Source organism: Bradyrhizobium ferriligni, from assembly GCF_056837965.1.
In genome coordinates, this window is record NZ_JBXEJO010000011.1 from 108577 (window position 1) to 127802 (window position 19226).

Below are 19226 nucleotides of genomic sequence, written 5' to 3' on the forward strand. Positions count from 1 at the left end.
TTACTCCGCGGCTTCCACCACCGGCGCAATGCGGCGGGAGTGGCGTGCCTGCTCGTCATAGGCCTTCTGCCAGTCGGACGGACCGTTCGACGGCGAGATCTGCACGGCGGTGACCTTGTACTCCGGACAGTTGGTGGCCCAGTCGGAGAAGTCGGTCGTGATGACGTTGGCCTGGGTGTCCGGGTGGTGGAACGTGGTGTAGACCACGCCCGGCGCCACGCGGTCGGTGATCTCGGCGCGCAGCGTGGTCTCGCCGGCGCGGCTCGCCAGCCGCACCCAGTCGCCGTCGCGCACGCCGCGCTGCTCGGCGTCATGCGGATGGATTTCCAGCCGGTCCTCGGCGTGCCACACCACGTTCTCGGTGCGGCGGGTCTGCGCGCCGACATTGTACTGGCTGAGGATGCGGCCGGTGGTGAGCAGCAGCGGATAGCGCGGGCCGGTGCGCTCGTCGGTCGCGATGTATTCGGTGAGGATAAACTTGCCCTTGCCGCGCACGAAGCCGCCGATATGCATCACGGGCGTGCCTTCCGGCGCCTTTTCGTTGCAGGGCCACTGCACCGAGCCGAGCTCGTCGAGCCTGGCATAGGAGACGCCCGCGAAGGTCGGCGTCAGCGCGGCGATCTCGTCCATGATCTCGGATGGATGGACGTAGTTCATCTCAAAACCCATCGCCTTGCCGAGCATGATCGTCACTTCCCAGTCGGCATAGCCGTTGAGCGGCGTCATCACCTTGCGGACGCGCTGGATGCGGCGTTCGGCATTGGTGAAGGTGCCGTCCTTCTCGAGAAAGGTCGAGCCGGGCAGGAAGACGTGGGCGTAGTTCGCGGTCTCGTTCAGGAAGAGATCGTGGACGATCACGCATTCCATCGCCGACAGCGCCGCCACCACGTGCTTGGTGTTCGGGTCGGACTGCAGGATGTCCTCGCCCTGCACGTAGAGCCCCATGAAGCTGCCTTCGATCGCGGCGTCGAACATGTTCGGGATGCGCAGGCCCGGCTCGTTGTTGAGCTTGACGTTCCACATCGCCTCGAACTGCTCGCGCACCGCATCGCCGGCGATGTGGCGGTAGCCCGGCAGCTCGTGCGGGAACGAGCCCATGTCGCAGGAACCCTGCACGTTGTTCTGGCCGCGCAGCGGGTTCACGCCGACGCCGGGCCGGCCGATATTGCCGGTCGCCATCGCGAGGTTGGCGATCGCGATCACCGTGGTCGAGCCCTGGCTGTGCTCGGTGACGCCGAGCCCGTAATAGATTGCGCCGTTGCCGCCGGTAGCATAGACCCGCGCCGCCTCGCGCAGCGCCTTCGGATCGACGCCGGTCATGATCGCGGTGGCTTCCGGGCTGTGCTTGTCCTGGGCGACGAAGGTTGCCCAGTCCTCGAACTCGCTCCAGTCGCAGCGCTCGCGCACGAAGGCCTCGTCGACGAGCCCTTCGGTGACGATGACATGGGCCAGCGCGGTCAGCACGGCGACGTTCGTGCCGGGCATCAGCGGCAGATGCAGCGCCTTCACATGCGGCGATTCCACCATCTCGGTGCGGCGCGGATCGATCACGATCAGCCTGGCGCCCTGGCGCAGCCGCTTCTTCAGCCGCGAGGCGAACACCGGATGGGCCGAGGCAGGATTGGCGCCGATGATCAGCACGACGTCGGTGTCCTCCACCGAGTCGAAATCCTGCGTACCCGCCGACGTCCCAAAGGTTTGCGACAGACCGTAGCCGGTCGGCGAATGGCAGACGCGGGCGCAGGTGTCGACATTGTTGTTGCCGAAGCCGGCGCGGATCAGCTTCTGCACCAGATAGGTTTCTTCATTGGTGCAGCGTGACGAGGTGATGCCGCCGACCGCGTCGCGGCCGTATTTCTGCTGGATGCCCTTGAATTTCGCGGCGGCGAAATTCAGCGCCTCGTCCCACGACACTTCCTGCCAGGGATCCTCGATCCGCTCGCGGATCATCGGCTTCAGGATGCGCTCCTTGTGGGTGGTGTAGCCCCAGGCGAAGCGGCCCTTGACGCAGGAATGGCCGCGATTGGCCTTGCCGTCCTTCCACGGCACCATCCGCACCACTTCCTCGCCGCGCATCTCGGCCTTGAAGGCGCAGCCGACGCCGCAATAGGCGCAGGTGGTGACGACCGAGTGTTCGGGCTGGCCGATCTCGATCACGGATTTCTCGGTCAGCGTCGCGGTCGGGCAGGCCTGCACGCAGGCGCCGCAGGACACGCATTCCGAGCCGAGGAAGCTTTCGTTCATGCCAGGCGAGACGCGGCTGTCGAAGCCGCGGCCGGAGATCGTCAGCGCGAAGGTGCCTTGTACTTCCTCGCAGGCGCGCACGCAGCGCGAGCAGACGATGCACTTCGAGGGATCATAGGTGAAGTACGGATTGGATTCGTCCTTCGGCATCCAGTTGTCGTTTTCGCAGCCGTGCGATTTGGCGAAGACGTGGTTCTCGCCCTCATAGCCGTAGCGCACGTCGCGCAGGCCGACGGCGCCCGCCATGTCCTGCAATTCGCAGTCGCCGTTCGCGGCGCAGGTCAGGCAGTCCAGCGGGTGGTCGGAGATGTAGAGCTCCATCACGCCCTTGCGCAGCTTCTTCAGCCGATCGCTCTGGGTGTGCACGACGAGGCCGGGCATGACCGGCGTCGTGCAGGAGGCGGGCGTGCCGGCGCGGCCCTCGATCTCGACGAGGCAGAGCCGGCAGGAGCCGAAGGCGTCGACCATGTCGGTCGCGCAGAGCTTTGGAATCTGGGTGCCGGCTTCCATCGCCGCGCGCATGATCGAGGTACCCTCGGGCACCGTGATCTGATTGCCGTCGATGGTCAGCGTGACCATCGTCTCGGATTTGGATTTGGGCGTGCCGAAATCGGTTTCCTGGATCAGCGACATCGTGATTTCCTTGCTATTCCGCGGCCTGCAGGTGGGCCGGTGCGGGACCTAGATCTCCGCCGAAATCTTCCCGGAAGTGTTTCAGTGCGCTCATCACGGGATAGGGCGTGAAGCCGCCGAGTGCGCACAGCGAGCCGAATTTCATGGTGTTGCAGAGGTCTTCGACAACGGCGAGGTTTTCCGCCACCCGCTCGCCATTGATGATCTTGTTGATGGTCTCGACGCCGCGGGTCGAGCCGATCCGGCACGGCGTGCACTTGCCGCAGGATTCGACCGCGCAGAATTCCATCGCAAAGCGCGCCTGCTTGGCCATGTCGACGCTGTCGTCGAACACCACGATCCCGCCATGGCCGATCAGGCCGTCGCGTGCGGCGAACGCCTCATAGTCGAACGGCGTGTCGAACAGCGCGCGCGGGAAGTAGGCCCCGAGCGGGCCGCCGACCTGCACCGCGCGCACCTCGCGTCCGCTGAAGGTGCCGCCGCCGATCTCGTCGACGAGTTCGCCGAGCGTGACGCCGAACGCGGTCTCGAACAGCCCGCCATATTTGATATTGCCGGCGAGCTGGATCGGCATCGTGCCGCGCGAGCGGCCGATGCCGAAATCGGCGTAGGCCTTGGCGCCGTTGTCGAGGATGAAGGGGATCGCCGCGAACGACAGCACGTTGTTGATTACGCTCGGGCGGCCGAACAGGCCCTTATGCGCCGGCAGCGGCGGCTTGGCCCGCACGATGCCGCGGCGGCCCTCGAGGCTTTCCAGCAGCGAGGTTTCTTCGCCGCAGACATAGGCGCCGGCGCCGACGCGCACCTCGAGATCGAACTCATGCTTGGTGCCGCCGATGCGCTTGCCGAGCAAGCCGGCGCGGCGGGCCGCCACGATCGCCGCGTTCATCGCTTCGACCGCGTGCGGATATTCCGAGCGGATGTAGATGTAGCCCTTGGTGGCGCCTACCGTGATACCTGCGATCGTCATGCCCTCGATCACGACGAAGGGGTCGCCTTCCATGATCATGCGGTCGGCGAAGGTGCCGCTGTCGCCTTCGTCGGCGTTGCAGACGATGTATTTGCGGTCGGCGCTGGCCTGCGCCACGGTCTTCCACTTGATGCCGGTGGGGAAGCCGGCGCCGCCGCGGCCGCGCAGACCGGACGTCGTGACGTCGGCGAGGATCTGGTCGGAGGTCAGCGTCAGCGCCCGCTCCAGGCCCTTGTAGCCGCCATGGGCGCGATAGTCGTCGACCGAGCGCGGATCGATCACGCCGCAGCGGGCGAAGGTCAGCCGGGTCTGGCGCTTGAGCCAGGGAATTTCGTCCGTGACACCAAGCCGCAGCGCGTGCTGGCCGCTGCCGGCCATCGCGTCGAGCAGGGACGGGACGTCCGCCGCCGTCACCGGGCCGAATGCGATGCGGCCCTGCGCGGTCGTAAGCTCGACCATCGGCTCGAGCCAGCAGAGCCCGCGCGAGCCGTTCCTGACGATCTCGATGGTTGCGCCACGCGCCGCTGCGGCCTGCGCGAAGGCGAGGGCGACATCGTCGGCGCCGACGGCGACGGCCGCGGCATCGCGGGGGACGTAGATTCGCATCGTCATCGCTGTGCCTCCGCGACCAGCGCGTCGATCCGCGCTTCGTCGAGCCGGCCGACCACGCGGCCGTCCAGCATCGCCGAGGGCGCGGTGGCGCACAGCCCAAGGCAGTAGATCGGCTCCAGCGTCACGCGCTCGTCCGCCGTGGTATTGCCCAGGGATACGCCGAGCTTGGCCTCAGCGCGCGCCGCAAGCGCATCGCCGCCGGCGGCCTGGCAGGCCTCGGCGCGACAGAGCTTGAGGACGTGGCGTCCGGCGGGCTCCTTGCGGAAGTCGTGATAGAAGGTGAACACGCCGTGCACCTCGGCGCGCGACAGATTGAGCGCCTCCGCGACCATCGGAATTGCAGGCTCCGGCACGTAGCCGAAGGCTTCCTGAAGCGCGTGCAGGATCACCAGCGTGGCGCCTTCAAGCCCGGCATGCTCGGCGATGATTTCAGCGCCGCGCGCTTTGTCCCAAGGTTCGTATCCCACCGTCATCAGCGCTTCTCACGATCAGATTTTTGCTTCGCACATGAGAGTTGGAATCCTTCGAAACATCAATAAAGCTGTCTCATGCGGCGATTGCGAAACGCGATTAATAGCGTTGCCGAATGGGCCGATCCCGGATCGTAATAATGTTCTGGAATCACGCACTTCCGGGGCGCTTTGGATTTCGGGATCGCACCCCGATCGTGCTACCTATGGACGTGTTGGGCTGCCGCTTGGGGCGCCGTTTTCCGAAGGGATTTGAACCTTGATCGACAAGCTGGAACTTCTGCTGGCGCTGGCCAAGGAGCGGCATTTCGGCCGGGCCGCGGAGGCGTGCGGCGTCACCCAGCCGACGATGTCGACCAGTCTCAAGCAACTCGAGGAAATCCTCGGCGTCATGCTGGTGCAGCGCGGATCCCGCTTCCAGGGCTTCACGCCGGAAGGGGAGCGGACGCTGGACTGGGCGCGGCGCATCGTCGGCGATACGCGCGCGATGAAGCAGGAGATCAACAGTCTCAAGGACAAGCTGTCGGGCGAGATCCGGATCGCGGCGATCCCGACCGCGCTCGGCATGGTGGCCTCGCTGACCACGCCGTTCCGGGCGCGCCATCCCGATGTGCGTTTCCGGATCCAGTCGTGCACGTCGGCCGACGTGCTCGGCCTGCTCGAGAATCTCGAGGTCGATGCCGGGCTGACCTATATCGAGAACGAGCCGATCGGCAAGGTCCGCACCATCCCGCTCTACAATGAGAGCTATCGCTTGCTGACGGCGCCGGATGCGATGTTCGGCGACCGCAAGCAGGTGACGTGGAAGGAAGTCGGCACCGTGCCGCTTTGTCTGCTCACGCCCGACATGCAGAACCGCCGCATCATCGATCGCGCGCTGACCTCGGTCGGCGCGGAGGCGACGCCGACGCTGACGTCGAACTCGCTGCTCGTGCTCTACACCCATGTGAAGACCGGCCGCTGGGCCAGCGTGATGCCGGCCAAGCTCGCCGAGACACTCGGCCTTGCGGATGCCGTGCGCAGCATTCCGATCATCGATCCGGTCGTGGACTACAGCATTGGCCTCGTGATCCCGCAGCGCGATCCGATGACGCCGCTGATCGCAGCCTTGGTGCAGGTCGCACGCGAGGTCGCGCCGACGCTGGAGAGCGCGTAGCTCCGGCATTCTCCTGCGGCCGTTCCGCCGCGGTTCCGGCACAGCGGCAAGCGACCACGCGTTGTGTGCTTGCGTTGAAGCAAGTCCTGGTGTTCAGCCGGCGGACAATCTTCGCTTGCTCGCAGCAAAGATGGAACTCAGCGCCGGTTCGGCGGTTGCATTGCGGCGTCCCGGTCAGCGAGCAGGAGCTGCTTTGAATCGTCGCCAGTTACTCCACGGATCGGCCGTGTTGCCGACACTCATGTTCTTGCCACAGCGCCAGGCCGCCGCCGCAGCGAGCGCGACGGACGCACCCTTCAACCCCGCCATGGTCAGGGAGCTTGCGCGCAATCTCGCCGCCAAGTCGTTCGAGGCGCCGGACGAGAAGTTGCCGAACGGCCTGACGGACCTGAACTACGACCAGTACCGCTCGATCCGCTTCACGCCCGAGCGCGCGCTGTGGCGCGGCGCGAAGCTGCCGTTCGAAGCGCAGTTCTTCCACCGCGGCTTCTTCTACAAGAACAAGGTCAAGATCTTCGAGGTCGCCGACGGCAAGGTCAGCGAAGTCAAATACAGCAAGGACATGTTTTCGTTCGGCGAGACCGTGCCTGACTTCACCGAGACCGACCTCGGCTTTGCCGGATTTCGGATCCACGCGCCGATCAACAAGCCGGACTATTACGACGAGGTCTGCGTCTTCCTCGGCGCGAGCTATTTCCGCGCGGTCGCCAAGGACGAGACCTACGGCCTGTCGGCGCGCGGCCTGTCGATCGATACCGGCGAAGCCAAGGGCGAGGAGTTTCCATTCTTCAAGGCGTTCTGGCTCGAGCGCCCGGTGCCCAACGCGACTTCGCTGGTCATTCACGCCCTGCTCGACAGCAAGAGTTGCGCGGCAAGCTATCGGTTCACGATCAGGCCCGGAGCGACCACGGTGTTCGATGTCGAGGCATCGCTCTATCCGCGCGCCGATCTCGAGCATGTCGGCCTTGCGCCGATGACGAGCATGTTCTTCTTCGGGCCAAACGATCGCAACGAGGTCGACGACTTCAGGCCGTCCGTGCACGATTCGGACGGGCTTGCGATCTACAACGGCAAGGGCGAGAGCCTGTGGCGCCCGCTGAGCAATCCGCGCGACCTCCAGATCAGCACGTTCCAGGACGTCAATCCGCATGGCTTCGGGCTGATGCAGCGCGAGAAGAATTTCTTCGCCTATCAGGACATCGAATCGCGCTTCGAGAAGCGTCCGAGCCTGTGGGTCGAGCCGATCGGCGACTGGGGCGAGGGCGCGGTCATCCTGTTCGAGATCCCGACCAAGGAAGAGATCCACGACAACATCGCCGCGTTCTGGCGGCCGAAGGCGCCGCCCAAGGCCAAGAGCGAGACCAATTTCACCTATCGCCTGCATTGGGGGCCGGACGCGCCGAAGCCGCATTCGCTCGCGCGCTTCACGCGCAGCGGCATCGGCGCGCATGGCGAGAACAGCAAGCTGTTCGTGCTCGACCTGTTCGGAAACAATCTTAAGGGGATCGATCCCAATAGCGTCAAGGGCGTCGTGACGGCCGAGAAGTCCGAGATCACGAACGTCGTCACGCAGCCGAATCCGAATACCGGCGGATGGCGGCTCAGCTTCCAATGCGCCGTCAAGAAGGACCCGATCGAGCTGCGTGCGCATCTGGCGCAAGATGACAAGCCGCTCTCCGAGATCTGGGTCTATCGATGGGCGCCATAGTCACGTCGCCTCAGTCCGACGTCGCCACGGCGGCCGACGGCTTCCTGCCACAAGAGAGCCCGCTTGCGATGTCGGCGGCCGATCTCGGCCGGCCGCCGCATGCGGTGAGCAAGCCGGTGGCGGTCGGCGCGGGCATGTTGATGCGCCGCGCGTTCGTCCTGCTGTTGACTGCGGCGCTGACCGGTGCCGGCGCCTACGAGATGTACATGGTGGTCCAGGTCGGCGGCGTGACGATCATGGAAGGCATGGTGCTGGTGCTGTTCGTCGCGCTGCTCGCCTGGATCGCGTTTTCGTTCGCTTCGGCGCTCGCCGGCTTTTTCGCTCTGCTTCGGCGCAACGGCAACGCCCTGCCGATCCGCGACGATGGTCCGTTGCCGCAGCTCGCGAGCCGGACCGCGGTCCTGCTCCCGACCTACAACGAGAATCCGCATCAATTGATGGCGCGCCTGCACGCCATCTACGAGTCCGTCGAGGCGACCGGGCAGGGCGACAGCTTCGACTGGTTCGTGCTCAGCGACACCCGCGATCCCGATATCTGGATCGCCGAGGAACGGGCGTTCCTCGAACTGTGCGAGGCCTGCGGCGCGCAGCGGCTGTTCTACCGGCATCGCGCCGACAATACGGCGCGCAAGTCCGGCAATGTCGGCGAGTGGATCACGCGGTTCGGCGGCGCCTACCGGTTCATGATCGTGCTCGACGCCGACAGCCTGATGTCGGGCGACACCATGGTGCGGATGGTACACGCCATGGAGACCAATCCGCAGGCGGCGCTGCTGCAGACGCTGCCGGTCATCGTCAACGCGCGCAGCCTGTTCAGCCGCCTGCAGCAGTTTGCCGGCAGGCTCTACGGACCGATGGTCGCCGCCGGCGTTGCGTGGTGGCACGGCTCCGAGGGCAACTATTGGGGGCACAATGCCATCATCAGGATCGAGGCATTTGCGCAGCAGGCGGGCCTGCCCGAGCTCTCCGGACGCAAGCCCTTCGGCGGACACATCCTGAGCCACGACTTTGTCGAGGCGGCGCTGATGCGGCGCGCCGGCTGGGGCATCTACATGGCGCCGATGCTCGGCGGCAGTTTTGAGGAGGTGCCGCCGTCGCTATTGGATTTTGCCGCGCGCGACCGGCGCTGGTGCCAGGGCAATCTGCAGCATCTCGCCGTGCTGAGGACCCGCCGGCTGCACTGGATCTCGCGGCTCCATTTCATGACCGGCATCGGCTCCTACATCACCGCGCCGCTCTGGCTATCGTTCCTGCTGCTCGGAATCCTGATCTCGTTGCAGGCGCGCTTCATTCGCCCCGAATATTTTCCGAAGGGCTTCTCGCTGTTCCCCAACTGGCCGGCGCAGGATCCGGTGCTCGCCGCCTGGGTGTTCGGCCTCACGATGGCGCTGCTGATCGTGCCGAAGCTGCTCGGCTTCCTCCTGTTGCTGACACGGTCGGACGTGCGCCGGCAATTCGGCGGCGGCTTCCGGGCGTTGACGGGTGTGATCGCCGAGGTGCTGATCTCGGCGATGATCGCGCCGGTCATGATGGTGTTCCAGTCGATCGCCGTCGTCGAGATCCTGCTCGGTCGGGATGCCGGCTGGCAGACACAGCGGCGCGACGACGGCGCGGTCGAACGGCGCGAGCTCTATCGGAAGTATGGCGTTCCCACCGCCTGCGGTGTCGCGATGGCGATCAGCGCCTGGGCGGTGTCGCTGCCGCTGCTGCTGTGGATGTCGCCGGTGATCATTGGCCTGCTGTTTGCGATCCCGATCGGCGCCTGGACCGCGAGGCCCGCGATGCACGCGCTGTTCGTGACGCCGGAGGAAGCGAAGCCGCCGCGGGTGCTGGTCCGCGCCAATGAGCTGGCGGCGTCGCCGGCACCCGCGTCGGCCCCCGCGCTCGCGACGTTGCGGCAGGATTCCGACCTGCTGCATCGCCATCTCTCGTCGCTGCCGCCGGCGCGGCGCGGCGGTCCGGGCGAGGTCGATCTTCACCTCGCGGTGGCGCGGGCGCGGATCGAGGCAAGCGACAGCTTCGACCAGGCAGTCCGCCATCTCACGCCTCGCGAGACGCTGGCCGTGCTCGGTGATGCCGCGCTGCTGGAAGGGGTGCTTGCGAAGTAGTGTGGGGCGTCAAGCCGCTTCCGGCAGCTTCGTCTGCAGGGACCGCGGATCGCGCGGCAGCGTGACCCGCACGACGGTGCCGACGCCGAGCTTGGAGCGCAGCCGCATCGAGCCGCCGTGCAGATTGGTGAGCGAGCGCGCGATCGCAAGTCCGAGACCGGAGCCCTGGTAGCTCTTGGTGAGCTGGCTCTCGACCTGCTCGAACGGCTTGCCGAGCCGGCGCAGCGATTCCGGCGCGATGCCGATGCCGCTGTCGGCGATCAACAGCACGATCGAGTCGTCCAGCATCTGGCCGCGCACCAGCACGCGGCCGTGGTCGGGCGTGAACTTCACCGCATTGGAGAGCAGGTTGACGATGATCTGCTTGACCGCGCGGCGGTCGGCGACGACCGAGATCGTGCTTTCGATATCCGATTCCAGCGACAATCCCTTGTGCTCGGCGCGGCCGGAGACCACCCGCAGCGACTCCGCGAGGATGCCGGAGAGGTCGAGCGGCTCCATGTCGAACTTCATGCGGCCGGCCTCGATCTTCGACATGTCGAGAATGTCGTTGATGACCTCGAGCAGGTATTTCCCCGATGTCAGGATGTCGTGGCAGTACTCCGCGTACTTGTCCGAGCCGAGCGTGCCGAACAGGCCAGAGCCCATGATCTCGGAGAAGCCGATGATGGCGTTGAGCGGCGTGCGCAGCTCATGGCTCATATTGGCGAGGAATTTCGACTTCGCGGCGTTGGCGTCCTCGGCGCGGGTCTTTTCCTGCGAGTATTTTTCGGCGAGGTCGGCGAGCTCGACGGCCTGCCGTTCCAGCTCGGCTTGCGAGCGCTGCAGGTCGATCACGGTGGCGCGCAGGCGCAGGTCGTTGTCGACCAGCTTCTGCTCGTGCGCCTTGATGCGGGTGATGTCGGTGCCGACGGAGACGTAGCCGCCGTCCTTGGTGCGGCGCTCGCTGATGTGCAGCCAGCTGCCGTCGTCGAGCTGGGCCTCGAAGGTGCGGGCGCCGGGCGCCGGCACGCCGCTCTCGTGCAGGCGGGTGCGCACCTCGGGCATGCTGCCGACCTCGATCACGGTCTCGTAGGAGGTGCCGGGGCTGACGGCGGAATCGGGCAGCTTGTGCAGCCGCTGGAAGTGCGAGTTGCAGAGCACGAGGCGGTCGTCGGCATCCCAGAGCACGAAAGCCTCGGGAATGGTCTCGATCGCATCGCGCAGTCTGAGATCGGCTTCCACCGACTTCTCGGCGAGGCTCTTCTGCTCGGTGATGTCGACCGCGATGCCGATCAGATGCAGGCCGCCGTCGGCGGCGGCGTGGCTGAGCTCGCAGCGCACCCGCAGCCAGATCCAGTGGCCGCCGACATGGCGCATGCGGAAGCTCTGGTCGATGTGATCGATCTTGCCCGAGATCAGCTGGTCGGCGATGTCGAACAGGTTGATGTCGTCGGAATTCACCAGCGCGTTGACCTCGCCGAAGGTGAGGAGGTCGTTGCGGGTGTCGAGGCCGAGCAGGGTGAACATCGACTGCGACCAGAAGATCCGGCCGCGCGACAGGTCCCAATCCCACAATCCGCAGCGGCCGCGGTTGAGCGCGGTGTCGATCCGGCCGCGCACGGCGTCGTTGATCAGGTCGCCTTCGCGGGCGCGGGTCGATTGCCAGTGGAATGCGAAGCCGAGGATCAGCACCACGAAGCTCGTGGTCGCCGACAGCGTCACCGAGAGCGCGGCGTCCGATCCCCAGATCGGCTCGTTCATCTCCTGGATCACGACGACCTGGCCGGGCAGCGACTTGACGAGCTGCGAGATCGCCAGCGCGCCGGTGCCGCCGGGCAGCGTCATGTCGCTGACCGTGCCCTGCTGGCCGGGCGCGACGAGCAGCTGCGCGGTGGAGACGATGTCGAGGATGCGGTCGTTCTCGCCGGCGCCATCGACCGGCACGCGCGCCAGCACGCGGTGATCGGCGCTGGTGATGATGACGTGGCGGCCATAGGCGATGCCCCAGGACGGGATCAGGTCCGGCAGTAGTTCCTGCATCCGCTCGATGTTGGTGAGCCGGTCGCGCCGCACCGAGGTCAGGCGATCGAGACGTTCGGCGAGGATGTCTGACAGCGCGGCAAGGTCGCGCTTCATCGCGCCGCGCTTCTGCCGGTTCTGGTCGATCACCTGGACGAAGGCGCCGAGGCAGATCGTGATGAGGAAGGCGATGATGAGCGTAGGGACAGCGCGGCGCAGTGCAGGCTCGGCCGTCAGGAGCCTGTGATAGGCCGGTTTTGCGATCGACTGCGCCAATCCCTTGATCGAATCGGATTGGACGCACGCGTTCGCTGCATGCGCGCGCGCCATGCCTTAGACCCCCGCTCTAAGCTGATTTTTTACCCGGTTCGGATGCTCCCCACGATGCATCCGAATCATGATCATTTGAATCCAGATTTCCGGGACTGTCGAGAGTCAACGATTCGTTAATGCGAAAAAATTCTTGTCCCGGAGAGAATCATGCAGCGCAAAGTGAGTCCGAAACAGGAACGGGCCCGTAGAATTACGCGCGCGTCGGCTCTGCGTGACTGATCACACGCTTCACGGTGGGGAACGCACGGCGCAGTTTGCGTTCGATCTCGTCGACGCTTTCGTGCACCTTGATCACACTCATCGAAGGCCGGGCGCGGCAATGGAAGTTGACGATCTCGCCGGCGTCGGTGTTGCGGACCCGCACATTGTGGATGTCATGGATCGCGCCGCCATCGGCAAAGCCGGTCAGCGCGGCCTTGATGGCCTCGACGCGATCGGGCGCGGCGTCGGTTCCCCACGGCAGTTCCGGCTCCAGCGGCTCGATATGGGTGTCGACCTCGACGTCCTCGCCGAAATCCTCGCGGATCGCGCGCTCGAGCTCGTGGGCGATATCGTGCGCCGCGTCCAGCGCCATGTCGCCGTCGACCTCGAGGTCGATGCCGACGATCAGCTTGCCGCCGATGTCGTGCACCGTGACGTGGTGGATGGCGAGGCCGGAATTGCGCGCGATCACCATGATGCGCTCGCGCACGCTCTCATTGTCGCGCGCCACCGGCACCGCGGTGAAGGTGAGGTCGGCGTCGCCGAACGTCTTGGTGACAGCCGCCTGCGCCCTGCGCTTGATGTCCTCGACGCGGTCGATCGGGTAGGTGCGCGGCACCTTGGCGATGGCATCGATGAAATGCGTGGCGCCGACCATGCGGACGCGCAACCGGTCGACATCGACCACCCCCGGCACGGCCTTGATGGCGGCGGTGGCCTTTTCCAGCGCGCCTTCGGGCGCGCGGTCGAGCAGGGTCTCGACCGTCTCCCGCGCCATGCGCAGGCCGAGCAGCGCGATCATCACCGCGACCGCGATCGCCGCCGCGGCGTCGCCCCACCAGAAGCCGAAGCCGGCCAGCACCAGGCCGACAATGACGGCGGTCGAGCCCATCACGTCGGAGGCGAAATGCAGCGCGTCGGCGGCCAGCGCCTGGCTCTTGGTGGCGCGCGCTGCGCGGTGCAGCGCGCGGGCCCGCCACAGATTGACGCCGATATCGATGACCAGAACGATGAAGGGAATGGCCGAGATCGACGGCGGCGGCGCGCCCTCGCGCAGATGGCTGTAGGCCTGAACCAGGATGCCGCCGGCCAGCACATAGAGCAAAGCGATGATGCCGAGCGCCGAGACGCTCTCGAACTTGCCGTGTCCGTAATGATGCTCGGCGTCGGCCGGCTGGTCGGACACCCGCACCACCGCCCAGGTGATGATGGTGGCGACCAGGTCGATCGACGAGTGCAGCGCCTCGGAGATCAGCGCCAGCGATCCGATCGCGATGCCGACGACGAACTTCGCCACCGCCATGCTGCCGCTGGCGAGGATCGAGATCGCGGCGACCGATGTCTTGGTGGAGGGGGCGCTGGTCTTTGAAGAGCTCATGGGCGGCGGTGTAGCAGGGAGTTGGTGAACATCAAGTGTCATTCGACACGCGCAATCGCCACTCACTTGCAAGAGCAGTTGTTGCGAGCGATTTCAGATTGAGAATTGCGTAGGGTGGGCAGCGTGCTTCGCCGGACCCGCCAGCCAGTGTCGTGTTCGTGCCGAAATCCCGCTGTCGTCCTGGCGAAAGCCAGGACCCATAACCACAGGGTTGTGTTGTTGAAGTGAGCTGGTGCAATTGCATCGCCTCATGACTCGCATTCGGGGTAATGGGTCCTGGCTTTCGCCAGGACGACACTGGATGCGTTGCGCAGCGAAACCCATCAGTTGTTTCCGCGCGGTAACGTGAAGTTTCGCTCGCTCTACCCATCCTACGGACCCGCCGGGTTGTTATCCGAAGCCGGCACTTGCTATTTAAAGACCAATCGGTCTATATATCGGCAATGAGCCGCCAAACCGCCATGCAGTCGCCCCGTGGGCGCCCGCGAAGCTTCGACATAGAGGCCGCTGTCGAGCGCGCCATGAATGTGTTCTGGTCGCGCGGCTATCACGCCACGGCGCTCCCGGACCTGCTGCGTGCGACGAAGCTCTCGCGCGGCAGCCTTTACGCCGCTTTCGGCGACAAGCACTCGCTGTTCCTGCGCGCGCTCGATCGCTACATTGCCGATGCCCTGACGCGGATGGATGATGAACTCGACCCCCGCAGAGATCCGGTCGACGGCCTGCGAGCCTACCTTGCCGGCTACGTTGAACGCGCGTGCGGGGCCAATGGCCGGCGCGGCTGCCTGTTGGTGGCGACTGCGATGGAACTGGCTGGCCAGGATGCCGAGGTTGGCCGTCGCTTCGCGAGCTTCTTCAAGATCATGGAGGCCAGGGTGGCGGACGCACTTTCCCGTGCGGAGACCGCGGGCAGATTGGCTGATGGCGTCGAGCCTTCGAGTGCCGCCCGAATTCTGATCTGTTTCCTTTGGGGGCTGCGAGTGGTCGCCAAAACGGCGCCGGCGCGCACCACGTCGCAAGCCACTGCCGACGCGCTGCTCGATCGCTTCATCAAATAAGCAACTGTTGGAATGACCCTTGATGTCCTCTGGACGTCTACGCGATCGGCGCGCCGATATATGGACCGATCGGTCTTGAAAGGAATGGTGCGATGTCTGCGATCCAGATCGTCTGCGCGGTGGCCGTTCCCTTGCTCTGGGGTTATCAGTTCGTGGTCATCAAGGTCGGTGTCACCGAGTTTCCGCCGCTGTTCTTCCTCGCACTGCGCTTCCTGGCCATCGCGCTGCTGCTTGTTCCGTTCGTCAGAAGGCCGACACGCCAACAGTTCGGCCCTGTCGCGGCTATTTCGCTTTTTCTTGGCGGACTGAACTTCGGCCTGTTCTATGTCGGCCTTGGGCTCGGCTCGGGAAGCATGTCGGCCGTCGCCTATCAACTCGCCCCGCCCTTCACCGTGTTGCTCGCCTGGCCGCTGCTCGCGGAGCGGCCGTCCCTCATCACATCCGCCGGCGTGGTACTGGCGTTCGCCGGCGTGGTGGTGCTGGCGGCGGGGCCGGGGCTGTCGGCCAACGTACTTCCGCTGCTGCTCGTGGTTGCCGCTGCCTTCGCATTTGCGGTGTCCACCGTCCTGACGAAACGCTATGGCCCGTTCGATCCGCTGATGTTGATGGGATGGTCGTCGCTGCTCACGGTGCCGCAGGTGATGTTGATGTCGCTGTTGCTTGAATATGGACAAGCGGCGAGCCTTGTCACGGCTGATCGACGTGGCTGGCTGGCACTGGCCTACACCGTTTTCATCGGAGGCATCGCCGGGTTCGGCCTCTGGTTCTGGCTGATCGCGCGTTGCTCCATGGGCCGCATCGCGCCCTTCGGTCTGCTGCTTCCGGTGTTCGCCTTGATCTCGAGCGTGCTGTTCCTTGGCGACAGCGTGACTCCGAAACTGGTTGTCGGCGGACTGCTCGCGATCTCCGGCGTCGCCATCACGCAGGTGAGACCGAGCACGTAGGGCGGACCAGTCGTAGCGCTCGCAGGGACGGAACTCGGCCGCAGCTGATGGCTCCGCTTCGACAGCAGGGGACCGCCTTCGGGCGGTCTCCCGTTTGCGCAAAATGCGAACGGTTCGCCGTCGCCAGGACGCGAGCGCGTGCGGCAAAGCAGCGCGCTCCCGGCCATGGCCGTGGCGCTGTGCCTCACCTTCAAAGCCGGCCGTCGCGGCGTGCACGGCTGCCCGGAGCGTGATTTCTCGCGCTGGACACCTCTTTTGGCGGCTCTGCCCGCAGCGTTGGTATGCAGTTTGTGCCAAAGGGCGCGCAGCCATGCGGACAGATGCGGCCGGACATGTTTCGACGCCGCAACCACGGGTGGAACGATCATCCTCTGGAGGTGTTTGGCGGCGATGCTCTCGGTGTTCAGGGAGTGGACCAATATCCAATGTAAAGGGAGAGGCCACATGAGGAGCGTTTTCGCGAAGGCGTCAATCCTCGGGGTTATCAGCGCGGGCCTGATCGGCGCGGCCGCGGCACAGACTCAAGATTTGCGCAAGGGCGCGGCCGATGCGACCAAGCAAGCAAATTCGGTCTTGCTGAAACAGCTGCCGTTTAACGACACCTCCGATTTCGACGCCGCGAACAAAGGCTTCATGGCCGCACTGCCTTCGGAGGCAATCAAGGGAAGCACGGGCAACGCGATCTGGAACCCGCAGCAGTACGGCTTCATCAGCGACGCGACGGCCCCCGATACGGTCAACCCAAGCCTGTGGCGACAATCTCGGCTGATCAACATCTCCGGCTTGTTCGAGGTGACCGACGGCATCTATCAGGTCCGCAATCAGGACCTGTCGAACATGACGATCATCGAGGGCAGCGAGGGCATTACGATCGTCGATCCCCTCGTGTCGGCAGAGACGGCAAAGGTGGCGCTCGACCTGTACCGCTCGAAGCGCGGAAACAAACCGGTCAAGGCCGTGATCTACACCCACAGCCACGTCGACCACTATGGGGGTGTGCGGGGCGTCACCAGCGAGGACGACGTCCAATCCGGCAAGGTCAAGATCTACGCGCCGGATGGATTTCTGGAGGCTGCGGTCGCCGAGAACGTCATGGCCGGCACCGCGATGAGCCGGCGCGCCAGCTACATGTACGGCAACCTGCTCAAGGCGGATCCGAAAGGTCAGGTCGGCGCGGGTCTCGGCACCACGACCTCGGCAGGTACGGTCACGCTCATCGCGCCGACCAACATCATCAAGGAAACCGGACAGAAAGAGAAGATCGACGGCTTGACGTACGAGTTTCTGATGGCACCCGGTTCGGAAGCGCCTTCGGAGATGATGTGGTTCATCGAAGAAAAGAAGGCGATGGAATCCGCCGAGGACGCGACTCACACGCTGCACAATACATATTCGCTTCGCGGCGCCAAAATTCGCGAGCCGCTGCCCTGGTCGAAGTACCTCAACCAGGCTCTGGTGATGTGGGGCGACAAGGTCGATGTGGTGTTTGCGCAGCATCACTGGCCGACATGGGGCAATGACAAGGTGGTTTCACTTCTGGAGAGCCAGCGCGACCTTTACCGCTTCATCAACGACCAGACCTTGCGCATGGTCAACCACGGCATGACGATGCGCGAGATCGCCGACGGATTCAAAATGCCTGACAGCCTCGCCAATGTCTGGGCAAACCGCGGTTACTACGGCTCGGTCTACCATGATGTCGCCGCCACCTATGTTCTTTATCTTGGCTGGTTCGACGGCAACCCGGCCACCCTGCACGAACTGCCGCCGGTCGAGGCGAGCAAGAAGTACGTCGAGTTCATGGGCGGCAGCGACGAGGTTCTCAGGAAGGCCAAGGCTTCCTACGACAAGGGTGAATATCGCTGGGTGGCGCAAGCCGTCCACCACGTCGTGTTCGCCGATCCCGACAATCAGGCCGCCAAGAATCTCGAAGCTGACGCGCTCGAGCAACTCGGCTATCAGGCCGAGTCCGGACCGTGGCGCAACTTCTACCTGACCGGCGCCCAGGAACTGCGCAACGGTGTCGCCAAGCTGCCGACGCCAAACACCGCGAGCCCCGATACGGTGCGCGCGATGTCGGCGGATTTGTTCTTCGACTATCTCGGAGTTCGCCTCAACGCGGAGAAGGCCGGCAACGCGCATGCGAAGCTCAACTTCGAGTTCGGCAAGGACGGCAATTACTTCGTCGAATTGAAGAACGGAGTGCTGAACCACACGGCGAACATGAAGTCCAACAATGCCGATGCGACGGTCGCGTTGTCGCGCGATACGCTGAACAGCATCATCCTGCAGCAGACCAGGTTCGATGATGCCGTCTCGTCCGGCGCGGTGAAGGTCAGCGGAGACCAGACCAAGCTGCGCGATCTCGTGTCGTATCTCGACACGTTCGACTTCTGGTTCAATATCGTGACGCCGAACGCGACGGCTCAATCCGCCACGACAGGGCGAGGGGGATCGTCGCGATAGTCATACGATAATCATACGGTCAAGCGGCGCGGGGCACTTGCCTCGCGCCGCTTCGCTATGCGCACCTTGCCGAAGATCGCGCGGATCTGCTTGATCGAGCGGGTGCGGAAGGTGACGCCGATATGCTGGTCATGCGCTGTCGAAGACAGCTCCATTCAGTCATTTTGCTGACGCATTCTCTGTCTTAGTCGGGCGAGAAACTGAAAACGCTGTGTGAGGACCGCCTCGGTTCTCACAACGGTTCCGTCGCCGGAATTGGCACGAATCCGCAAAGAATTGGCACGCATTAGCGCCTCCGCGTTCGCTTGACCATGTTTTGCGGCATCGGGAACCGGAAGATCGAAGAAAATCAATCAAGGAGTTATGATGCTGTTCGGCTCGAGCGCCGCGATTTGCGGCGCCCTGGTTGCGCTCGCCTTTTCTGGCACCGCTGCTCGAAGTGAAATCGCTGCGGTTCATTCAAGCGCCGTCGTCAATGCCGCGTGTGGGGATGCAATCGTTGGCGCGGCATCCATGTACAATCCGTTCAAGCCCGGCAAGGAGGAGGGCGGTCCGAGCACAGCTTCCGGCGAGCGCTATGATCACTCGGTCTGGGCGGCTGCCATCAAGACGAGCTTGCGTCGGAAGTTTGGTGGGGTCCAATTTGGCGCGAGGCCGAAATATGCCCTCGTCGAGGCTGTCGGCAAGAAGGTCATCGTGAAGATAAATGACGTGGGGCCGCTACGGCCTGGCCGCATCATCGACCTCAATGAGCGGACGATGCGCTACTTCGATCCAAGCCTGGAGCTCGGAGTCATTGGTGGCGTCAAGGTCAGCCCGCTCGCGGGGGACTATTGGATTCCCGGACCGGTCGGCTGAACACCGCACGCGAAAGAGCCTGGGCGTGGCACGTAGCAGGCGCGGATCAGTCCACCGGGTCCGCGCGAAGCGCGGTCCGATGACAG

13 protein-coding genes are annotated in these 19226 nt (G+C 64.8%); 7 read left to right on the top strand and 6 right to left on the bottom strand.

Annotated elements, in window-relative coordinates; translation table 11 throughout:
• From fdhF to AC1VNY_RS08955, 3 genes are read right to left on the bottom strand one after another with little or no spacing between them, the layout of a single operon-like run.
• The gene (gene fdhF / locus AC1VNY_RS08945; RefSeq protein ID WP_482404874.1) at positions 1 to 2877 is read right to left on the bottom strand and encodes a formate dehydrogenase subunit alpha; all 2877 of its coding nucleotides are present in this window, start codon (positions 2875 to 2877) and stop codon (positions 1 to 3) included.
• 13 nt (positions 2878 to 2890) lie between these two features.
• Positions 2891 to 4459: an NADH-ubiquinone oxidoreductase-F iron-sulfur binding region domain-containing protein gene (locus AC1VNY_RS08950; protein ID WP_482404875.1), complete on the bottom strand. Its 1569-nt coding sequence runs from the start codon at positions 4457 to 4459 to the stop codon at positions 2891 to 2893.
• Positions 4456 to 4932 carry a formate dehydrogenase subunit gamma gene (locus AC1VNY_RS08955; protein ID WP_482404876.1) on the bottom strand — a complete coding sequence of 159 codons (477 nt, stop codon included), beginning with the start codon at positions 4930 to 4932 and terminating at the stop codon, positions 4456 to 4458. The genes AC1VNY_RS08950 and AC1VNY_RS08955 overlap by 4 nt, the downstream gene beginning before the upstream one ends.
• Before the next feature lie 256 nt (positions 4933 to 5188).
• On the opposite strand from AC1VNY_RS08955, the gene AC1VNY_RS08960 reads away from it, so the two are divergent.
• From AC1VNY_RS08960 to mdoH, 3 genes are all read left to right on the top strand, one after another.
• A complete protein-coding gene (locus AC1VNY_RS08960; protein ID WP_038382181.1) occupies positions 5189 to 6085 on the top strand; it encodes a LysR family transcriptional regulator in 897 nt (298 codons plus the stop codon).
• Positions 6086 to 6326: 241 nt separating this feature from the next.
• Complete coding sequence (locus AC1VNY_RS08965) at positions 6327 to 7793, top strand: glucan biosynthesis protein G (RefSeq protein WP_482404877.1); 1467 nt, start codon at positions 6327 to 6329, stop codon at positions 7791 to 7793.
• The gene (mdoH, locus tag AC1VNY_RS08970) at positions 7781 to 9901 is read left to right on the top strand and encodes a glucans biosynthesis glucosyltransferase MdoH (RefSeq protein WP_482404878.1); all 2121 of its coding nucleotides are present in this window, start codon (positions 7781 to 7783) and stop codon (positions 9899 to 9901) included. Before AC1VNY_RS08965 ends, mdoH begins: the two co-directional genes overlap by 13 nt.
• A gap of 9 nt (positions 9902 to 9910) precedes the next feature.
• Here mdoH and AC1VNY_RS08975 read toward each other — a convergent pair whose 3' ends face one another.
• The gene (locus tag AC1VNY_RS08975) at positions 9911 to 12232 is read right to left on the bottom strand and encodes a sensor histidine kinase (RefSeq protein WP_482404879.1); all 2322 of its coding nucleotides are present in this window, start codon (positions 12230 to 12232) and stop codon (positions 9911 to 9913) included.
• A gap of 193 nt (positions 12233 to 12425) precedes the next feature.
• On the bottom strand, positions 12426 to 13814 hold the full coding sequence (locus AC1VNY_RS08980; RefSeq protein ID WP_482404880.1) for a cation diffusion facilitator family transporter: 1389 nt from the start codon (positions 13812 to 13814) through the stop codon (positions 12426 to 12428).
• 461 nt (positions 13815 to 14275) lie between these two features.
• Between AC1VNY_RS08980 and AC1VNY_RS08985 the strand changes: the two genes are divergently transcribed.
• The 3 genes from AC1VNY_RS08985 (at position 14276) to AC1VNY_RS08995 (ending at position 18282) form a co-directional block, all read left to right on the top strand.
• Positions 14276 to 14872: a TetR/AcrR family transcriptional regulator gene (locus tag AC1VNY_RS08985; RefSeq protein WP_482404888.1), complete on the top strand. Its 597-nt coding sequence runs from the start codon at positions 14276 to 14278 to the stop codon at positions 14870 to 14872.
• A 92-nt stretch (positions 14873 to 14964) separates the two neighbouring features.
• The gene (locus tag AC1VNY_RS08990; protein WP_482404881.1) at positions 14965 to 15816 is read left to right on the top strand and encodes a DMT family transporter; all 852 of its coding nucleotides are present in this window, start codon (positions 14965 to 14967) and stop codon (positions 15814 to 15816) included.
• 444 nt (positions 15817 to 16260) lie between these two features.
• The gene (locus tag AC1VNY_RS08995; protein WP_482404882.1) at positions 16261 to 18282 is read left to right on the top strand and encodes an alkyl/aryl-sulfatase; all 2022 of its coding nucleotides are present in this window, start codon (positions 16261 to 16263) and stop codon (positions 18280 to 18282) included.
• Between the two features lie 11 nt (positions 18283 to 18293).
• Here AC1VNY_RS08995 and AC1VNY_RS09000 read toward each other — a convergent pair whose 3' ends face one another.
• Positions 18294 to 18437, bottom strand: coding sequence for a hypothetical protein (locus AC1VNY_RS09000; RefSeq protein ID WP_482404883.1), 144 nt, complete (start codon positions 18435 to 18437; stop codon positions 18294 to 18296).
• Between the two features lie 208 nt (positions 18438 to 18645).
• On the opposite strand from AC1VNY_RS09000, the gene AC1VNY_RS09005 reads away from it, so the two are divergent.
• Positions 18646 to 19140, top strand: coding sequence for a septal ring lytic transglycosylase RlpA family protein (locus AC1VNY_RS09005; RefSeq protein ID WP_304499480.1), 495 nt, complete (start codon positions 18646 to 18648; stop codon positions 19138 to 19140).
• Positions 19141 to 19226: the final 86 nt, after the last annotated feature.

Excerpts from the sequence above, each read along its gene's own strand:
- mdoH (WP_482404878.1), top strand. The coding sequence starts at position 7,781 with ATGGGCGCCATAGTCACGTCGCCTCAGTCCGACGTCGCCACGGCGGCC.
- AC1VNY_RS08965 (WP_482404877.1), top strand. The coding sequence starts at position 6,327 with ATGTTCTTGCCACAGCGCCAGGCCGCCGCCGCAGCGAGCGCGACGGAC.
- AC1VNY_RS09005 (WP_304499480.1), top strand. The coding sequence starts at position 18,646 with ATGATGCTGTTCGGCTCGAGCGCCGCGATTTGCGGCGCCCTGGTTGCG.
- fdhF (WP_482404874.1), bottom strand. The coding sequence starts at position 2,877 with ATGTCGCTGATCCAGGAAACCGATTTCGGCACGCCCAAATCCAAATCC.
- AC1VNY_RS08975 (WP_482404879.1), bottom strand. The coding sequence starts at position 12,232 with ATGGCGCGCGCGCATGCAGCGAACGCGTGCGTCCAATCCGATTCGATC.
- AC1VNY_RS08995 (WP_482404882.1), top strand. The coding sequence starts at position 16,261 with ATGAGGAGCGTTTTCGCGAAGGCGTCAATCCTCGGGGTTATCAGCGCG.
- AC1VNY_RS08955 (WP_482404876.1), bottom strand. The coding sequence starts at position 4,932 with ATGACGGTGGGATACGAACCTTGGGACAAAGCGCGCGGCGCTGAAATC.
- AC1VNY_RS09000 (WP_482404883.1), bottom strand. The coding sequence starts at position 18,437 with ATGGAGCTGTCTTCGACAGCGCATGACCAGCATATCGGCGTCACCTTC.
- AC1VNY_RS08950 (WP_482404875.1), bottom strand. The coding sequence starts at position 4,459 with ATGACGATGCGAATCTACGTCCCCCGCGATGCCGCGGCCGTCGCCGTC.
- AC1VNY_RS08980 (WP_482404880.1), bottom strand. The coding sequence starts at position 13,814 with ATGAGCTCTTCAAAGACCAGCGCCCCCTCCACCAAGACATCGGTCGCC.
- AC1VNY_RS08990 (WP_482404881.1), top strand. The coding sequence starts at position 14,965 with ATGTCTGCGATCCAGATCGTCTGCGCGGTGGCCGTTCCCTTGCTCTGG.
- AC1VNY_RS08985 (WP_482404888.1), top strand. The coding sequence starts at position 14,276 with ATGCAGTCGCCCCGTGGGCGCCCGCGAAGCTTCGACATAGAGGCCGCT.